Source organism: Acinetobacter equi (assembly GCF_001307195.1).
Classification (GTDB): Bacteria; Pseudomonadota; Gammaproteobacteria; order Pseudomonadales; family Moraxellaceae; genus Acinetobacter; species Acinetobacter equi.
This window is the reverse complement of sequence record NZ_CP012808.1, coordinates 1,830,509-1,846,669: the sequence shown is the minus strand read 5'-3', so window position 1 is coordinate 1,846,669 and position 16,161 is coordinate 1,830,509. Positions and strand designations below refer to the sequence as shown.

Genomic DNA, 16,161 nt, shown 5'->3' with positions numbered 1-16,161 from the left:
TCAATGAAAGGCATCTAAAATATTATTTATGCATTTAGCCAACGCTCAGCTTTCGCTTGATCTTCAACATTTAATACCACTGAAGCTAAGCCAACTTTTCCAGCATTCACTTCAAACTGCATTAATTCATCACGACGGAAAGCAAAAATTGTATACGTGCCTTCAGTTTGTGCATATGTCTCTAATAATTTGCTTGTTGCCTTAACGCCATCAATTGCAATAATCACATCATTCGCAGACAAACCTGCAAGTGTTGCTGAACCATCACGGCGTGCTTGTTGTACTAAAACACCTTCTGGTTTTTCAATAACTTTTAAACCAAAAGGAAGTGATTTTTCATCCTTAATTTGATACTGAATACCAAATTCTGGTAGTAATTGATCAAGTGGCAATTCATCTGTTGTATTAATCAAATGATTAACTTGCTCAATCCAATTATCACCTGTTAACTCTTGGCATAATTCATAAATTGTACGCTCATGTACTTGAATACCTTTCTGTGCATTTTCATACAATTTACGCATTAATTCATCTAAGCTAGAACCACGTAAACGTAAGCCTAAATCTAAACATAAAGCCACTAAACAGCCTTTGTTGTAATAGCTTGTACCAGCATTATTTGAGTTTTCATCTTGACGATAAAACTTTACCCAAGCATCAAAACTTGATTCGGCAACAGTTTGAACGAAACGACCTGGATTTTGTAAATAGCGATCAATTTGTGCTTTTAATAATTTCAAATAAGAAGCTTGATCAATCACACCACTTCTTAACAAAATTAAATCATCATAATAAGATGTGAATCCTTCAAAAATCCAAAGTAAAGACGTATAGCCTTCTTTATTTAAATCATAATTCACAAAGTTTTCTGGACGAATAAATTTCACTAACCATGAATGAAAATATTCATGACTACATAAACCTAAAAAGCGTTGATAATCTTCAGAAGGTTCTTCAGGTTCATTAGCTTTTGGCAAATCACTACGTGGTGTAATTAAACTTGTACTATTTGGATGTTCCAAACCACCATAACTATTACCAGTTGCCATTGTCATAAAGGTATAGTCATTAAATGGTGCTGAACCAAACATTGAAATTTCTGTTGCACAGATTCTTTCAATATCTTGTTTCATACGCTGTTCATTCATCGCATGCTGACCAGATACAACAAACTCATGTGCAATACCATTTGCTTCAAAACTAAAGCGTGTCTGTTCAGCTAACTCAAATGGTGCATCAATTAATTCAGCATAATTATCTGCATATAACGTATAACGACCTTTCACCAAACTTTTCGTTTTAAGTCCTGTCGCAATTTGGAAGTGCTTTAATTCATCAGGTAAGAAAACTTCAACTTCAATTGCTTTAGATTCTTGACCTTCTAAACCTAAACACGCACATGCAGGATTTACATATAAACGATTTTGATCTACGTATGCACCACGAACTGAAAGATCATACGCATAAACGTCATATTCAACCGTAATCAGTTCATGATCTGTATTGAATAAGCGCCATTTATTCTTTTCAAATTTATGAATCTTTAAAACACGACCAGCTTCATCATATGCTTTTACACTTTCGATATGCTTAGAAAATTCACGAATTAAATAACTTCCAGGAATCCAAGTCGGCAATGAAAGTACCTGTGTTGGATCTGCTAAAAAGCGTAAAGTCACGTGAATAAGATGCTGACGATAATCGTCGAATTCGATTTGATAATGCAACATAATAGGCAATACAAAAATATAAAAATAGAACTTAAGAGATAGCTTATCATTTTTTTTACTTGCTTTGCCGAACTGCTTTAAAAGTCATCAACTTTGACTAGTCATTAAATAAAAAAAGGCATACGATTCGCAGCATTATCGCATTACATTGTCATGACTTGACAACACCAAGGAACCCCTTTGAAAGCCTTCATCTACGTTATTGCAGCATTCTGTTTATTTCTAAGTCATCTTAGCCATGCTGCCCTATTTAATATCGTCCCTGAATCCGTTGAAGCTGAAGCTTGGACTATTCTAGATCCGCAGTCTGGTCAGATCATTGCTGAACATAATAGTCATGTTCAACGTGCTCCTGCATCAATGACGAAAATGATGGTCGCGTATATCGCTTTAAAAGAAATTGAAGCGGGTCGTTTATCTAAGGATGAAATTATCACTGCAACTCCTGTGGTTAATACAGTGCAATGGGATGAATCTCAAATGTATCTAAAACCTGGAGAAAAAATTTCAGTAGACCAGCTGCTCGCAGGCTTAATTGTTATGTCTGCAAATGATGCAGCTGTTACATTAGCAGAGCGTATTTCAGGTAGTGTTCCAGCATTTTTAAAAAGAATGAATCAAGAAGCAAAAGCGCTTGGAATGAAAAATTCACATTTTTCTAATCCAGCGGGTGTCACAATGGATGACCATTTCTCTTCAGCACACGATATGGCTTTGCTTGGTCAAGCTGTCACTATAGAAACACCTGAATATTTACATTATTCTGTTATGCCAAGTTTTAGCTATAATCAACGCTTTCATAGAGCGACAAATTTAGCATTAAAATTTGATCCTAGTGTTGATGGTTTAAAAACTGGATTTACCAAAGCAGCTGGTTATAACTTAGCACTTACAGCACATCGTCCGACAGGTAATGCAGAACTTCCTGAACGCCGTTTAATTGTAGTAGTTATGGGTTCTAAAAATGCTCAAAAACGTGCAGAGGTCGCGCATAAACTCCTAGATTTAGCATATGTATACACACGTGATGAAGTTGTAATTAAAAATCATCAAATTATTGCTGAACTTCCAGTAATTCAATCAACATTAAAAATGTTTAAAGTAGAAAGTAATCAACCTAAAATTGTAACTACTTCTCTTTATGGGACATCTACACCAATTAATTTACTCGACTACAATGTGGCATCACAGCGTATTATGACGAATCTTAATCATCAAATCGCCACCATAGAGCCTCTCAAAAATACTCAAACAAATATTGATATCCAATTTAATCAAAAAGAACTTGTAGCTCCACTCGCTCAAATGATGAATCTTGTTACTGTTAATGTTTACCAAAACAATCAATTGCTCAAAGCAATTCCTATTGAGCAAAATGTCAATATTGCTGAAGCTAGCTTTTTTGAACGTATTATTATGTGGTTTTCAAACTTATTTTCGTTTGGTGCAACTACTCAACCTACAGCAAAGACTTATCCTATCCATTCTTAAAAAAAAGGCAGTTCAACTGTGAACTACCCTGCGTAAAATGATGAAAAAGTTAGGCTTTGAATCCCCCATAATTCAAAGCCTAATTCTTTTCCATGTATCCATTTATTCTTCTTAATCAGATACATTTTTATTTGCCATTTTATTTCTATCTTTATTCGTGGTTTTCACATCGCCAAGATCTGTCATCTATCTTAATTTTTTATTTGAAGGCATATTTTATTAAGCAAATTACATACCACTCTTTTTATACAGACAATTTTTCTCTTGATTTTAAAGTTATTTATATTGATATTTGCCAATTTATCCATTTATAGGATTTAAAAGACAAATCAATTTGCAACTTAATGCATCTGTATAAAACTTCTTACGCCCAAATCACTCAAAATACGTTAAAATACCCGATTGCATTATCGCTTTTGGAAAATCTACATGACATCAAAACCACGTCTTTCTACGTATTGGGTAACCTGTGCAGTTGGACTTGAAACCCTACTTCAAGAAGAATTACAAGGTTTAGGCATCCAAGACATTGAAGTTTTGCCTGGTCGTTTGGTTTTCAAAGGTCAACTCGAAGATGCGTACCGCATCTGTATGTGGTCACGTTTGGCTTCTCGTGTACTCATGCCAATTCATGTTCATGAAATTGAGTTTTCTCATGATGCTCGTGATGTCGCTGAAGAGCTTTATGAAGGTGCAATTAGCTTTGATTGGTCACTTATATTTGCACCACAAAGTACTTTTGCAATTCGTTTACACGTAGAACGTGATATTAAAGTAAATACACAATTCGCGACGCTTCGTGCTAAGGATGGTGTTGTTGACTCATTCATGGAAGCTGTTGGTAAGCGTCCAAGTATTGATACCAAACAACCTGAAATTACCATGTTCATTCTTGCTGGTAAAAAAGAACATACTTATTGCTTGGATTTATCAGGTGATTCATTACATAAACGTGGCTACCGTCGCTTTATGACAGATGCACCGATTAAAGAAAACTTAGCTGCTGCAATTTTACAAAAAGCTAAAATCAATGATATTCAGCCAGATATTATTTTAGATCCAATGTGTGGTTCTGGTACGTTTATTATCGAATCTTTAATGATTTTAACGGATCGTGCACCAGGTCTCGTACGACGTTTCGGTTTTAATGGTTGGAATGGTCATGACAATGAATTATGGATGAATATTAAAGCTGAAGCAGCAGAGCGACATCAAACAGCACTTACTCAACCACTTCCTAAATTTTATGCTTTTGATGCAGATTGGGAAGCAATTAAAGCCACTAAGCAAAATATTATTGCCGCTGGTTTTGAATCTATACTTGACCAAATTCAAATTGAAGAACGTACTTTAGCAGATTGGCCAAACTTCCAAGCTGAAGGCAAAAAATCATTTATCGTAACAAACCCTCCATATGGTGAACGTTTAGGTGATAAAGCATCAAATCGTGCTTTTTACTTAGGTTTATCAGCTTTATTGCAAAAGCATTTCCCAAATCAAACTGCTGCGGTTATTGCTGCTCAAATTGAACAAGCTGATGTCCTTGCATTCAATGAAACACAAACCTTACGTTTAATGAATGGTAAATTACCAATCTATACACGTGTTGGTAAAATAAAACCTGCCTCTGTTGTTCGCCCATTCTTAGAAAATTGGCAACCACAGCAGTTCGAAGCAATTGAAGGTGCTGAAGACTTTACCAATCGTCTGCAAAAAAATATGCAAACATTGAAAAAGTGGGCTGTAAAAGATGGTGTTTATTGTTTACGTTTATACGATGCAGATTTACCCGACTTCAATGTTGCAGTAGATTTGTATGGTGATCGTTTACATGTTCAAGAATATGCACCACCTAAAACGATTGATCCTGAAAAAGCAAAAAAACGCTTTAATTTAGCACTTGCAAGTATTCGTGCTGTAACAGGTTTAGGACGTGATGCAATTTTTATTAAAACACGTGCTCGTCAAGAAGGTAAAACACAGTACGCAAAACAAAGTACTGCATCTAAACGTTTTATCGTTCAAGAAGGCAAAGCTAAAATTTTAGTTAACTTAACTGACTATTTAGATACAGGTCTATTCCTAGATCACCGCCAAATGCGTCTACGCATTGCAGCAGAAGCAAAAGGTAAGCATTTCCTTAATCTATATAGTTATACCTCTACAGCGAGCTTACATGCAGCTTTAGGTGGTGCAGCAAGTACAACAAGTGTCGATTTATCAAATACCTACTTAAACTGGTCAAAAGAAAACTTTGTGCTCAATGGTTTAACTGTAGATCATGCCGATGAACAGCATCAATTCTTTGCGAGTGATTGCTTTGAATGGTTGAAAGAAGGTCATGAACAATATGACTTAATCTTTATTGATCCACCAACATTCTCTAACTCTAAAAAGTTCTACGGTACTTTTGACGTACAACGTGATCATGTTTCATTACTTAAACGTGCAATGAACCGCTTAACAACTGAAGGTACTTTGTATTTCTCAAATAACTACCGTGGTTTTGAGATGGATGAAGAAATTGAAGCGATGTTTGATGTTAAAGAAATCAGTAATGAAACCATTGGTCCTGATTTCAAACGTAATCAAAAAATTCACCGTGCTTGGAAAATCACCCACCACCCTGTTTAATATTGGTTGATTATTTCAATCATTTAAGCAATAAAAAAACCTAGCCGAAGCTAGGTTTTTTTATTGTGCCGTTTGATTTAGCTTAATTTCACTTTATCAAAGACCAAATGACCATTCTCTGATTTAATCAGAATATTATCACCAGGTATAAAATCACCCGCTAATATTTTCTGAGCTAACGTATTTTCAACTTGTTGTTGAATTGCACGTTTTAATGGACGAGCACCGTAAACTGGATCAAAACCTGCATCAATCAATTGATCAAATGCCGTATCATCAATCGTTAAGCGCATATCTTTTTCGCTTAAACGTGAACGTAAACGATCTAATTGAATATCTGCAATACCGCGAATTTGTGCTTTTTGAAGTGAATGGAAGATGACCAATTCATCAATACGGTTCACAAATTCAGGACGGAAGTGTTGTCCTACAGCATTCATCACAACTGTACGAACTTCATCTTCTGTTGCACCTTCACCTAATTCACGTACATCTTGTGAACCTAAGTTAGATGTCATCACAATTACAGTATTCTTAAAGTCAACTACACGACCTTGCGAGTCTGTTAAACGCCCATCATCCAACACTTGTAATAAGATATTGAAAACATCAGGATGTGCTTTTTCAACTTCATCAAATAACACAACGCTATAAGGTTTACGACGTACAGCTTCAGTTAATAAACCACCTTCTTCATAGCCTACATAGCCTGGAGGTGCACCAACTAAACGACTCACCGAATGCTTTTCCATAAACTCTGACATATCAATACGAATCATCGCATCATCACTGTCAAATAAGAAATTCGCTAATGCTTTCGTTAATTCAGTTTTACCTACCCCAGTTGGTCCTAGGAACAAGAATGAACCACTCGGACGATTTGGATCTGATAAACCTGCACGTGAACGACGCACAGCATTCGATACTGCAACAACTGCCTCATCTTGACCAACAACACGGTTATGTAAGAAATCTTCCATATGAAGTAGTTTCTCACGCTCACCTTGCATCATTTTCGCTACAGGAATACCTGTTGCGGCACTCACTACTTCTGCAATTTCATTATCCGTTACTTTATTACGTAAAAGTTTTGGTTCTGCTTTTTCTTCAGCAACCTCTTCTTCACTTAAACGTTTTTCTAGTTCTGGAATAATCCCATATTGCAAACGTGCCATTTCAGCTAAATCATTTTCACGTTGCGCTTTTTGCATTGCTATACGTGCTTGATCTAATTCAGCCTGAGTTTGTTGATCACCTTGTACTAAACGTTTTTCAGCAATCCAGATCTCTTCTAAATCACTATATTCTCTTTCAACTTCAGAAATTTGACTCTCAAGATGATCGACTTCAGCTTTACTGCCTGCATCTTCATCTTTTTTCACTGCTTCCAATTGAAGTTTCAATTGAATTAAACGACGTTCAAGTTTATCTAATGGCTCTGGTTTAGAATCCAGTTCCATTTTGATACGTGAAGCTGCCTCATCAATCAAATCAATTGCTTTATCTGGTAATTGACGATCAGTGATATAACGATGTGACATTTTTGCTGCTGCAATAATCGCAGAGTCTAAAATTTTCACACCATGATGTACTTCATAACGTTCTTTCAAACCACGTAAAATTGCAATGGTATCTTCAACACTTGGTTCATCAACCTGTACTTTTTGGAAACGACGTTCTAAAGCAGCATCTTTTTCAATATATTGACGATACTCATCTAAAGTCGTTGCACCAACACAGCGTAATTCACCACGTGCAAGCGCTGGTTTAAGCATATTACCAGCATCCATTGCGCCATCGCCCTTACCTGCGCCAACCAATGTATGAAGCTCATCAATAAAGAGAATCACTTGACCATCTTGTTTTGCTAAATCATTTAAGACCGCTTTTAGACGCTCTTCAAATTCACCACGATATTTAGCACCAGCAAGCAATGAACCTAAATCTAAAGATAAAACACGTTTACCCTGTAAACTTTCAGGTACTTCACGATTAATAATACGCTGTGCTAAACCTTCAACAATTGCGGTTTTACCAACACCTGGCTCACCAATTAACACAGGATTATTTTTAGTACGACGTGATAAAACTTGAATCGTACGACGAATTTCATCATCACGGCCAATAACAGGATCAAGTTTTCCTGCAGCAGCACGTTCTGTTAAATCAATCGTGTATTTATTGAGTGAATCACGTTGATCTTCATGATTATTGCTCATCACTTTTTCATCACCTCGAACTTTATTAATCGCTGTTTTTAATTGCTCTGATGTTAAACCGATACTACTTAAAATTGCTTTCGTTGCACCAACTTCTGCCAATCCGAGCATGACCCAGTCTGTAGATAAAAACTCGTCCCCTGCCTTTTGCGCAAAACTATCTGCAAGATTTAATGCTTTTACTGCATCTGGACTTAAATGAATATCACCTGTCGGATTTGCGATTGTTGGAGCATCTTGTAAAGCTTGATTCAACTTTACTTGTAAATCTCTTAAATTTGCTCCAGCTTGTTGTAACAAGCTAATGTTTGATGCTTCATCTAACAACGTACTTAAAATATGAATCCCTTCAATTGCTGTATGGTCTTTACTCATTGCTAAAGACTGAGCATCGGAGAGAGTTTGTTGCAGGCGATTTGTAAATTTTTCAAAACGCATTCTTCTTATTCCTCACAACCAATTTTTTAACTTAATCAATATATGGGAGCTATTTATTTTTTTCAAGAAATTATTCATATATTTTTCATATAGTTATTCTAATTAAAATCGTTGGATTTTGGTTGTAATATGCGTGCTAATTTATTTTTTTCAAGTCAAGTCTAATCTTCTATATTTTATTCACCTCTTCTGTTACTCAAACATTCAAAAATTCCACTTATCATTACAATAAACAACGAATGAGTATTCAAAATTATCTTTTAATTCTAAAAAAACAGGTCGGATTCAATCCGACCTTGGTGATTTTTACATTTTATTACAATTATTTTAACTTAATTCCACAATCTCAAAATCATGTGAAATATTAACCCCACCATCCGCTAACATTTTGCTCGCTGAACAGTACTTTTCGGCTGAAAGTTCAACAGCTTTAGAAACTTGCTTTTCTTTGACAGAGTTGCCTTTCACGACAAAATGGAGATGAATTTTAGTAAATACTGCAGGAATTGTATCAGCACGATCAGCTTTAATAAAACACTCAACACTTGTCACGTCTTGTCTAGATTTCTTTAATATCGTCACAATATCAAACGAAGCACAACCACCAAGTCCCATTAATATCATTTCCATAGGACGTGGACCACGGTTTTCACCGCCATATTCAGGAGATCCATCCATAATTATGCTATGCCCGCTCTCTGATTTTGCCTCAAAAGCAACATTCTCTAGCCAATGAACACTCGTTTGCATTGCAAGTCCCTAAAAAAAGCTATAAATTTACATGGTACCTGTACACTAACATAATTTGAGCTGATAAGGAATTTCATCGATTGAGTTGAAAAGAATTTTCATCTCTTCTGTGTGACAAGTTCATACTAGGTCTTGTGCGATCTATTATTTATCCAATTCGGAACCGTTAGCATGACTTCAAACTTTTCACAACTTAGCACTGATGCACTATCTCCGGGTCAATTACCAGAGTCAGTAAAAGCATTATTAAAACGCGCTTATATTAATCGTTATCCAAAACGTACAACAATTATCGATCCAGGTTCAGACTCTAAGTCTTTATACTTAATCTTAAAAGGTTCTGTATCTATCATTCTTCGTGAAGATGATGACCGTGAGATCGTTGTAGCTTATTTGAATCCTGGTGATTTCTTTGGGGAAATGGGTCTTTTTGAAGCAAATCCACAACGTACTGCTGAAGTACGTACTCGTGAAGTATGTGAGATTGCTGAAATTACTTATGAAAACTTCCATGATTTAAGCAAGCAATATCCTGACTTAAGCTACGCTGTATTCGCTCAGCTTGTACGTCGTCTTAAAAATACAACTCGTAAAGTAACAGACTTAGCATTCATCGATGTTTCTGGTCGTATCGCACGTTGTTTAATCGACTTATCGACTCAACCTGAAGCAATGATTTTACCAAATGGCCGTCAAATTCGTATTACACGCCAAGAAATTGGTCGAATTGTAGGCTGCTCACGTGAAATGGTTGGCCGTGTTCTTAAAGCGCTTGAAGAACAAGGTATGATTGAAACTGATGGTAAAGCAATTTTAATTTTTGATGCATCTTTAGAATCTCATGAAGAGCCTGAATTCACAAATGATGTTGAATAAAATTGCATAAATGAGTGATAAAAAGCAAATCTTAGGATTTGCTTTTTTTATGTTTGTATTTTTATAAAAATTAGAACGATCTCATAATTTGTGATTTCAATTATATTCTCTAATCATTTAGCTTATTCCATAGTAAATAAACTCCATTGTTTTTATAGGACATTAGCATGCAATTTAAGCCCCTATCTAATACAGGAATTTTGGTTCCTGAAATTTGTTTAGGCACAATGACTTTTGGCGAACAAAACACACAAAATGAGGCATTTCAACAGCTTGATTATGCTTTAGAACGTGGATTATTTTTTTGGGATACTGCAGAAATGTATCCTGTTCCACCTAAGCCTGAAACACAAGGTTCAACAGAAACTATTATTGGTAATTGGATTGCAAAACATGGCGGTCGAGACAAATTATTTCTAGCATCTAAAATTGCAGGTCCATCACAAGGCGGTGCACATATTCGAGATGGAAAAACAAAATTTATTGCAAGTGAGATTGAATCTGCAATTGATCAATCACTTCAACGCTTACAAACAGATTATATCGATTTATACCAATTACACTGGCCTCAACGCCCAACAAATTTCTTTGGGAAATTAGGTTATAGCAATAATGACGCTAAGAATGATCATGAAATTACAGCATTAGAAGAAACATTGGCTGCTCTTTCAAATGAAATTAAAAATGGTCGTATTCGTTACATTGGTTTATCAAATGAAACACCTTGGGGCACAATGAAATTTTTACACCTTGCTGAAAAACTTGGTTTAGAAAAATTCGTAAGTGTGCAAAATCCATATAGCCTATTAAATCGCACTTACGAAATTGGAATGGCGGAAATTGCAAAATATGAAGGTGTTGGCTTATTAGCATATTCACCTTTAGCATTTGGTTATTTAACAGGAAAATTCAGAAATGGGGCTCGTCCTGCAAATGCTCGAGTCACTCTATTTTCACGATTTAGTCGTTATTCTAATCCTGAAAGTGAATGGGCCACTGAGCAATACGCGCTACTCGCTGAAAAATATAATTTAAGTCTTACACAATTAGCACTAGCATTTATTAAGCAACAATTTTTCGTGACATCAACAATTATTGGTGCCACAAATTTAGATCAACTTAAAGAAAATATTGATGCTTTTGAAATTAATCTAAATCAGGAAATTTTAGATGAGATTGCAAAAATTCACAAACAACAACCGAATCCTGCACCTTAATTTTCATTAATATACAACTCAATAAGAAAGTGCGTTATAGCCTTTCTTATTGATGTACTCGAAACTTGATGAATCGCTTTATAATTACTATCAAAGTAAAAACCGATTATTTAACTATATCGATCTTATAAAATTAGCCTTCTAATAAAAATCAAAGCTATAATATAAAGAAAATTGGCTTAATTACTCATTAAGAACAAATTGATCACATTTAAATACAAACAAAACTTTATTTTTATCAAGGTTTTTCCTATATGCAACAAATCAAAATAAGCCAAACTACTATATTTTTGACCATTTCAGTTTTATTACTTATTATTTTTTTAATAATACTATCTCGTAGCTTTATTCGTATCACTGATGCAGACACAGGCATTCGTCAAACATTTAGTGGTGAAATTGAAGATACTGTTTTGGGACAAGGCTTACACCAAACATTGATTGGTGACGTCATTAAAGTTTCTAAAAGAAATCTTGTATTAAACGTTGATTCTCAACCGATTGTCGTAGAGAAAATTCCTATGCAAGATTTTCAACTCAAAGTGAATTACGGTATTGTTCCTGAAAATGCAGCTATTGCATATAAAACTGAAAAAGCACAACACATTGTCACGGAGGATGGTGATGTTTATCTACTTGGACAATATGTTCAATATGTCGCAAATTCAGCTATTAACGATGTAGTAAGTAAATATAAAGCACTTGCAGTTAATGATAATCGTGCAACAATTGAAACAGAAATCAAAAATAGTATTAACCTAAAATTAAAAGTCCAAGGTAAAGACCGCTTTGTTAAAGTTAATGAAATTAACATTTTAAAAGTGTCTCCACCAAAATCTATCCTAGATTCATCTTTAGCAATTGTAAATTCACAAAATGCGTTGAAGACCAAACAAAATGAGCTTGAAACAGCTCGAGTTGAAACTGAAATTAAAAGAGTTTTAGCAGAAAATGCATCAGATAAATATGTTGATCTTCTTCGTGCTGAAGCTGAGAAAACAAAGGCTGAAGCACTGCTTAAAGCTGCTGAACAAGGAACACTCAATACAATGGTGATTGTTCCAGATAAATTCACCAGTATTGGTAAATTAAACTAATAAATCAAAGCTCCATTACAAAGCTTTGACATAAAAGAAAAAGTAATATCTAGGACTACTCTTTGAATAGAATAATATTTTGCTTTTTCTTTTATAGCTAAGAATTTATCAAATAAAAAATCACAATAACGTTCTATTTATCGCTTACAAAATAAGATCTTAAATATTAAATGAATGCTAAGTTATGTTTTTTATAAGTTAATAATTTATTTTCATAAATATCATATCTGCTAAATATTGTTTTTTTTATTATTAAAAATTATTGATTTTGATCGGTAAGATAATCAAAAACTATTTCTCATATTTTAAAGAATCTTATGACTAAACAAATTAGATTTAATGCTTTTGAAATGAATTGCGTTGCACATCAATCTCCAGGATTATGGCGCCACCCTTCAGATCGTTCTACAGAATATAAAGATTTAGAATATTGGACAGATTTAGCGAAAATTTTAGAACGTGGAAAATTCGATGGTATCTTTATTGCTGATGTTTTAGGTATTTATGATATTTATCATGGCTCTGCTGAGCATGCATTAACTGGTGCTGTACAAGTTCCTGTCAATGACCCATTACAAATTGTGCCCGCAATGGCTGCCGTGACAAAACATCTTGGATTTGGTGTAACAACCTCTATTTCTTTTGAGCACCCTTACCCTTTTGCACGTCGTATGAGTACTTTAGACCATTTAACCAAAGGACGTGTCGGTTGGAATATTGTGACATCTTATCTTGAAAGTGGCTCTAAAAATTTAGGCTTAAAAACTCAAGTCAGTCATGATGAGCGTTATGACATTGCTGATGAATACTTAGAAGTTCTCTATAAACTTTGGGAAGGGTCTTGGGAATCTGATGCTGTCCTACGTGATAAGGAGAAAGGGATTTTTGCAGATCATACAAAAATTCACCCAATTCACCATGAAGGTAGATATTTTTCAGTACCTGGTATTCATATTTGTGAACCTTCTCCACAGCGTACTCCTGTTCTATATCAAGCTGGAGCATCTTCTCGCGGTCAAAAGTTTGCAAGCCAAAATGCTGAATGTGTTTTTATTTCCGCACCAACAAAAATTGCAGTTAAAAAACTGGCTCAGGGTATAAGACAAAATTTAATTCAAGAAGGAAAAGATTCAAACTCTGTACTTATTTATACCATGTTAGCTATTGTTGTTGATGAAACTGATGAAAAAGCTCAAGCTAAATTTAAAGAATATCAACAATATGGAAGTTATGATGGTGGCTTAACCTTAGCATCTGGTTGGTCTGGTGTAGATTTCTCTCAATTTAAGCCAACAGATCAAGTTGAATACATTCAAACTAACGCAATTCAATCTATGCTTCAATCTTATGTAGATGCAGATCCAGAGAAAATTTGGACTATTGAAGAGGTAGCAAATTGGACAAGTGTTGGTGGAAATGGACCTGTTATAGTTGGCTCACCAGCTACGGTAGCAGACCGTTTACAAGAGTGGGTTGAAGAAACGGGCATTGATGGTTTCAATCTAGCATATATTTTAGCGCATCAATCATTTGAAGATATTGTTGAGTTTATTGTTCCTGAATTACAACGTAGAGGTGTTTACCAAACTGATTATAAAGATGGAACTTTACGTGAAAAACTATTCGGTCACGGTCCTCTTTTGTCCGACCATCATAGAGCCGCAAGTTATCGAAAAATTTCTAGCGATAACAATCGAGTACTTTCATCAAAAATCGCTTAAACTATAAATTATTAGATTTCTTTCATTCAACATAATTGATGGAAGAAATCTAATATAAATTTTAATTTAATCCTGTATTTTCATTCTAAAGATACGACCAATGCGACTACCTGCATCTCCTAATGCAAAGAAAAGTAGTAACTCCTTACTTTTATTGTCTATAGCTAGACCTTCGGGTTCCCAAGCACCAGATTGACTAAAATCAAATGCATCATCATAACCTATTCTGAGATTATCTATTTTTTGAACAATTTTCCCTTTCAGGTCATAAATATACAGTCTTTTAGGAAGTTTATCTGATTTACCACTCATTAAATAAATATATTTTCCATCTGTAGTAATTGCTTGAAATGGATAATTATCTTTAGTCAATCCATCATCAACAATCCATTCATTATAGGGAAGCTTATCTGCTTGATCTTCATTTTTCTTGAATTCATTAAAGTCATAAATTCGGACATAGTTTTTTTGATTTTTTCTAGCTCGAATCGCTAATATTTTATTGTCTGGTGATATTGAAGGCATAGCACTAATTTTTTTGCTATAAGAATTATCAAATATTCGTATTACTTTAAAATCAGTTGGTATCTCATTTTTATTATAGGTAAATTTTGTTATGTACCATCCATGATTTTTTACTGCAGAACCAGTGGATGTATATAAAGTCCCTGAATCCGCATCAACAGTAATCCCTTGATGTCCAATATATGCAAATGGAAGCTGTGCATCTATAAGCATATAGAACATGTGAACTTTTCATATGAAACCGATTAATTACCCCTTTTTCTGGATTACCGGTCACATTACTGCTATAGATAAATTTATGTGTAGGGTCAATAGCAAGCCCTTGTACAACTCTATCTTTACCCACTCCTTTACGAATTAAAGTAACAGGTTCACCACCATTCCCAGTTAATGGCTAAGATAAGTATTGTTGATTTAGCGGTGCAGCAGACAAAGAAAGTGACAAGCTTAACAATATAAGACTGCCAAAAGTGCTAAATGATGTCATTTATTCTAAGCTTCTGAAAATTTTACCTATTATAATCTATAACTAAGATTATTATTTGAATCGAATTTAATTATTACAAAGCTATAAATATATATTTTGTAGCAGTAAATTACATGCATAACCACTATTCATTAATGACTTATTCGACCATTTAAGCCGAATAGGCTGATATTAACATATCTTATTATAGGCATAAAAAAAGGGCTTTAAGCCTCTGTTTTTGCTTAAAACCCTTACTATATATAGCTTTGAATTTTGGTAGGTATAAGCAGACTCGAACTGCTGACCTCTACGATGTCAACGTAGTATCTTTTAAATAAAATCAGTTAGTTATATTAATATGACGTAAGTTTGACGTAAATGCAAGTTTATCCACAGTCTGCAATTAGCCGTGTAAAGCTATTATATCATTGAAACTTAGAATCTGTATCCCTTGAGTTTTTGGTAGAATGTTTCAGAATTTGAATAATATTATGGATTGAGAAAAGTGTCTCTAACAATACCAACAGACTCCTTAAATAAATTTTTAGCGATTGGTGGTATTGTCGCCATGGTGTATGTGGCTGATATTTGTCTTAAAAACTATGAAAAAGCTGAAATCATGCTAATCAAATTAGATAAAGATATTGCTATATTTGGTACAGCAGTTAAAAGATATTCTGAAGTAAATAGCTTAAGAAACGATAGGTTTGACACTCTTGTAAGAACAAATAATAGAGATCCTCAACTTCAAATGTCAGAAATCAAACATTATTTTGATAATATTGAAAATCTAGATTCTATACATAAAGAAATAGATCTATTAAAAATCCAAGCTGAAGAATCAGAAAAATTAACTAATCTTCAGCTTAAATTAAGAAACTTTTGGTTAACTTTGACAATTGTATGTGTAATTATACTATCTGCTCTTTCAGCCTTTGGTTTCTATAGGTGGTTTAAAGCTTCAAATAAAAATACAAATTAACATTTCTGTTAT

The 16,161-nt window shown here is 34.4% G+C and carries 11 protein-coding genes; 7 read left to right on the top strand and 4 right to left on the bottom strand.

Going from position 1 to position 16,161, the window contains the following annotated elements:
• Nucleotides 1-26: 26 nt before the first annotated feature.
• Nucleotides 27-1,730 carry a M61 family metallopeptidase gene (locus tag AOY20_RS08795; RefSeq protein WP_054581506.1) on the bottom strand — a complete coding sequence of 568 codons (1,704 nt, stop codon included), beginning with the start codon at nt 1,728-1,730 and terminating at the stop codon, nt 27-29.
• 180 nt (nt 1,731-1,910) lie between these two features.
• On the opposite strand from AOY20_RS08795, the gene AOY20_RS08790 reads away from it, so the two are divergent.
• Entirely contained in the window at nt 1,911-3,221 is a 1,311-nt protein-coding gene (locus AOY20_RS08790; RefSeq protein ID WP_054581505.1) for a D-alanyl-D-alanine carboxypeptidase PBP6B, read from the top strand.
• A 429-nt stretch (nt 3,222-3,650) separates the two neighbouring features.
• Nucleotides 3,651-5,855, top strand: a complete 2,205-nt coding sequence (gene rlmKL / locus AOY20_RS08785) for a bifunctional 23S rRNA (guanine(2069)-N(7))-methyltransferase RlmK/23S rRNA (guanine(2445)-N(2))-methyltransferase RlmL (RefSeq protein WP_054581504.1) — start codon at nt 3,651-3,653, stop codon at nt 5,853-5,855.
• Between the two features lie 77 nt (nt 5,856-5,932).
• On the opposite strand, the gene clpB is transcribed toward rlmKL, so the two are convergent.
• Nucleotides 5,933-8,512, bottom strand: coding sequence for an ATP-dependent chaperone ClpB (gene clpB, locus AOY20_RS08780; RefSeq protein WP_054581503.1), 2,580 nt, complete (start codon nt 8,510-8,512; stop codon nt 5,933-5,935).
• A gap of 327 nt (nt 8,513-8,839) precedes the next feature.
• A complete protein-coding gene (locus tag AOY20_RS08775; protein WP_054581502.1) occupies nt 8,840-9,262 on the bottom strand; it encodes an OsmC family protein in 423 nt (140 codons plus the stop codon).
• A gap of 171 nt (nt 9,263-9,433) precedes the next feature.
• Here AOY20_RS08775 and crp point away from each other — a divergent pair, with 171 nt between their 5' ends.
• The 4 genes from crp to AOY20_RS08755 all read left to right on the top strand — a co-directional run bounded on the left by crp (nt 9,434) and on the right by AOY20_RS08755 (nt 14,173).
• Nucleotides 9,434-10,138, top strand: coding sequence for a cAMP-activated global transcriptional regulator CRP (gene crp, locus AOY20_RS08770; protein WP_054581501.1), 705 nt, complete (start codon nt 9,434-9,436; stop codon nt 10,136-10,138).
• Between the two features lie 167 nt (nt 10,139-10,305).
• Nucleotides 10,306-11,355: an NADP(H)-dependent aldo-keto reductase gene (locus tag AOY20_RS08765; protein ID WP_054581500.1), complete on the top strand. Its 1,050-nt coding sequence runs from the start codon at nt 10,306-10,308 to the stop codon at nt 11,353-11,355.
• Nucleotides 11,356-11,609: 254 nt separating this feature from the next.
• Nucleotides 11,610-12,452, top strand: coding sequence for an SPFH domain-containing protein (locus AOY20_RS08760; protein ID WP_054581499.1), 843 nt, complete (start codon nt 11,610-11,612; stop codon nt 12,450-12,452).
• Between the two features lie 317 nt (nt 12,453-12,769).
• On the top strand, nt 12,770-14,173 hold the full coding sequence (locus tag AOY20_RS08755; protein ID WP_054581498.1) for an LLM class flavin-dependent oxidoreductase: 1,404 nt from the start codon (nt 12,770-12,772) through the stop codon (nt 14,171-14,173).
• 66 nt (nt 14,174-14,239) lie between these two features.
• On the opposite strand, the gene AOY20_RS08750 is transcribed toward AOY20_RS08755, so the two are convergent.
• The gene (locus AOY20_RS08750) at nt 14,240-14,920 is read right to left on the bottom strand and encodes a phage baseplate protein (protein WP_054581497.1); all 681 of its coding nucleotides are present in this window, start codon (nt 14,918-14,920) and stop codon (nt 14,240-14,242) included.
• 752 nt (nt 14,921-15,672) lie between these two features.
• Here AOY20_RS08750 and AOY20_RS08745 point away from each other — a divergent pair.
• Entirely contained in the window at nt 15,673-16,149 is a 477-nt protein-coding gene (locus AOY20_RS08745) for a hypothetical protein (protein ID WP_054581496.1), read from the top strand.
• Nucleotides 16,150-16,161: the final 12 nt, after the last annotated feature.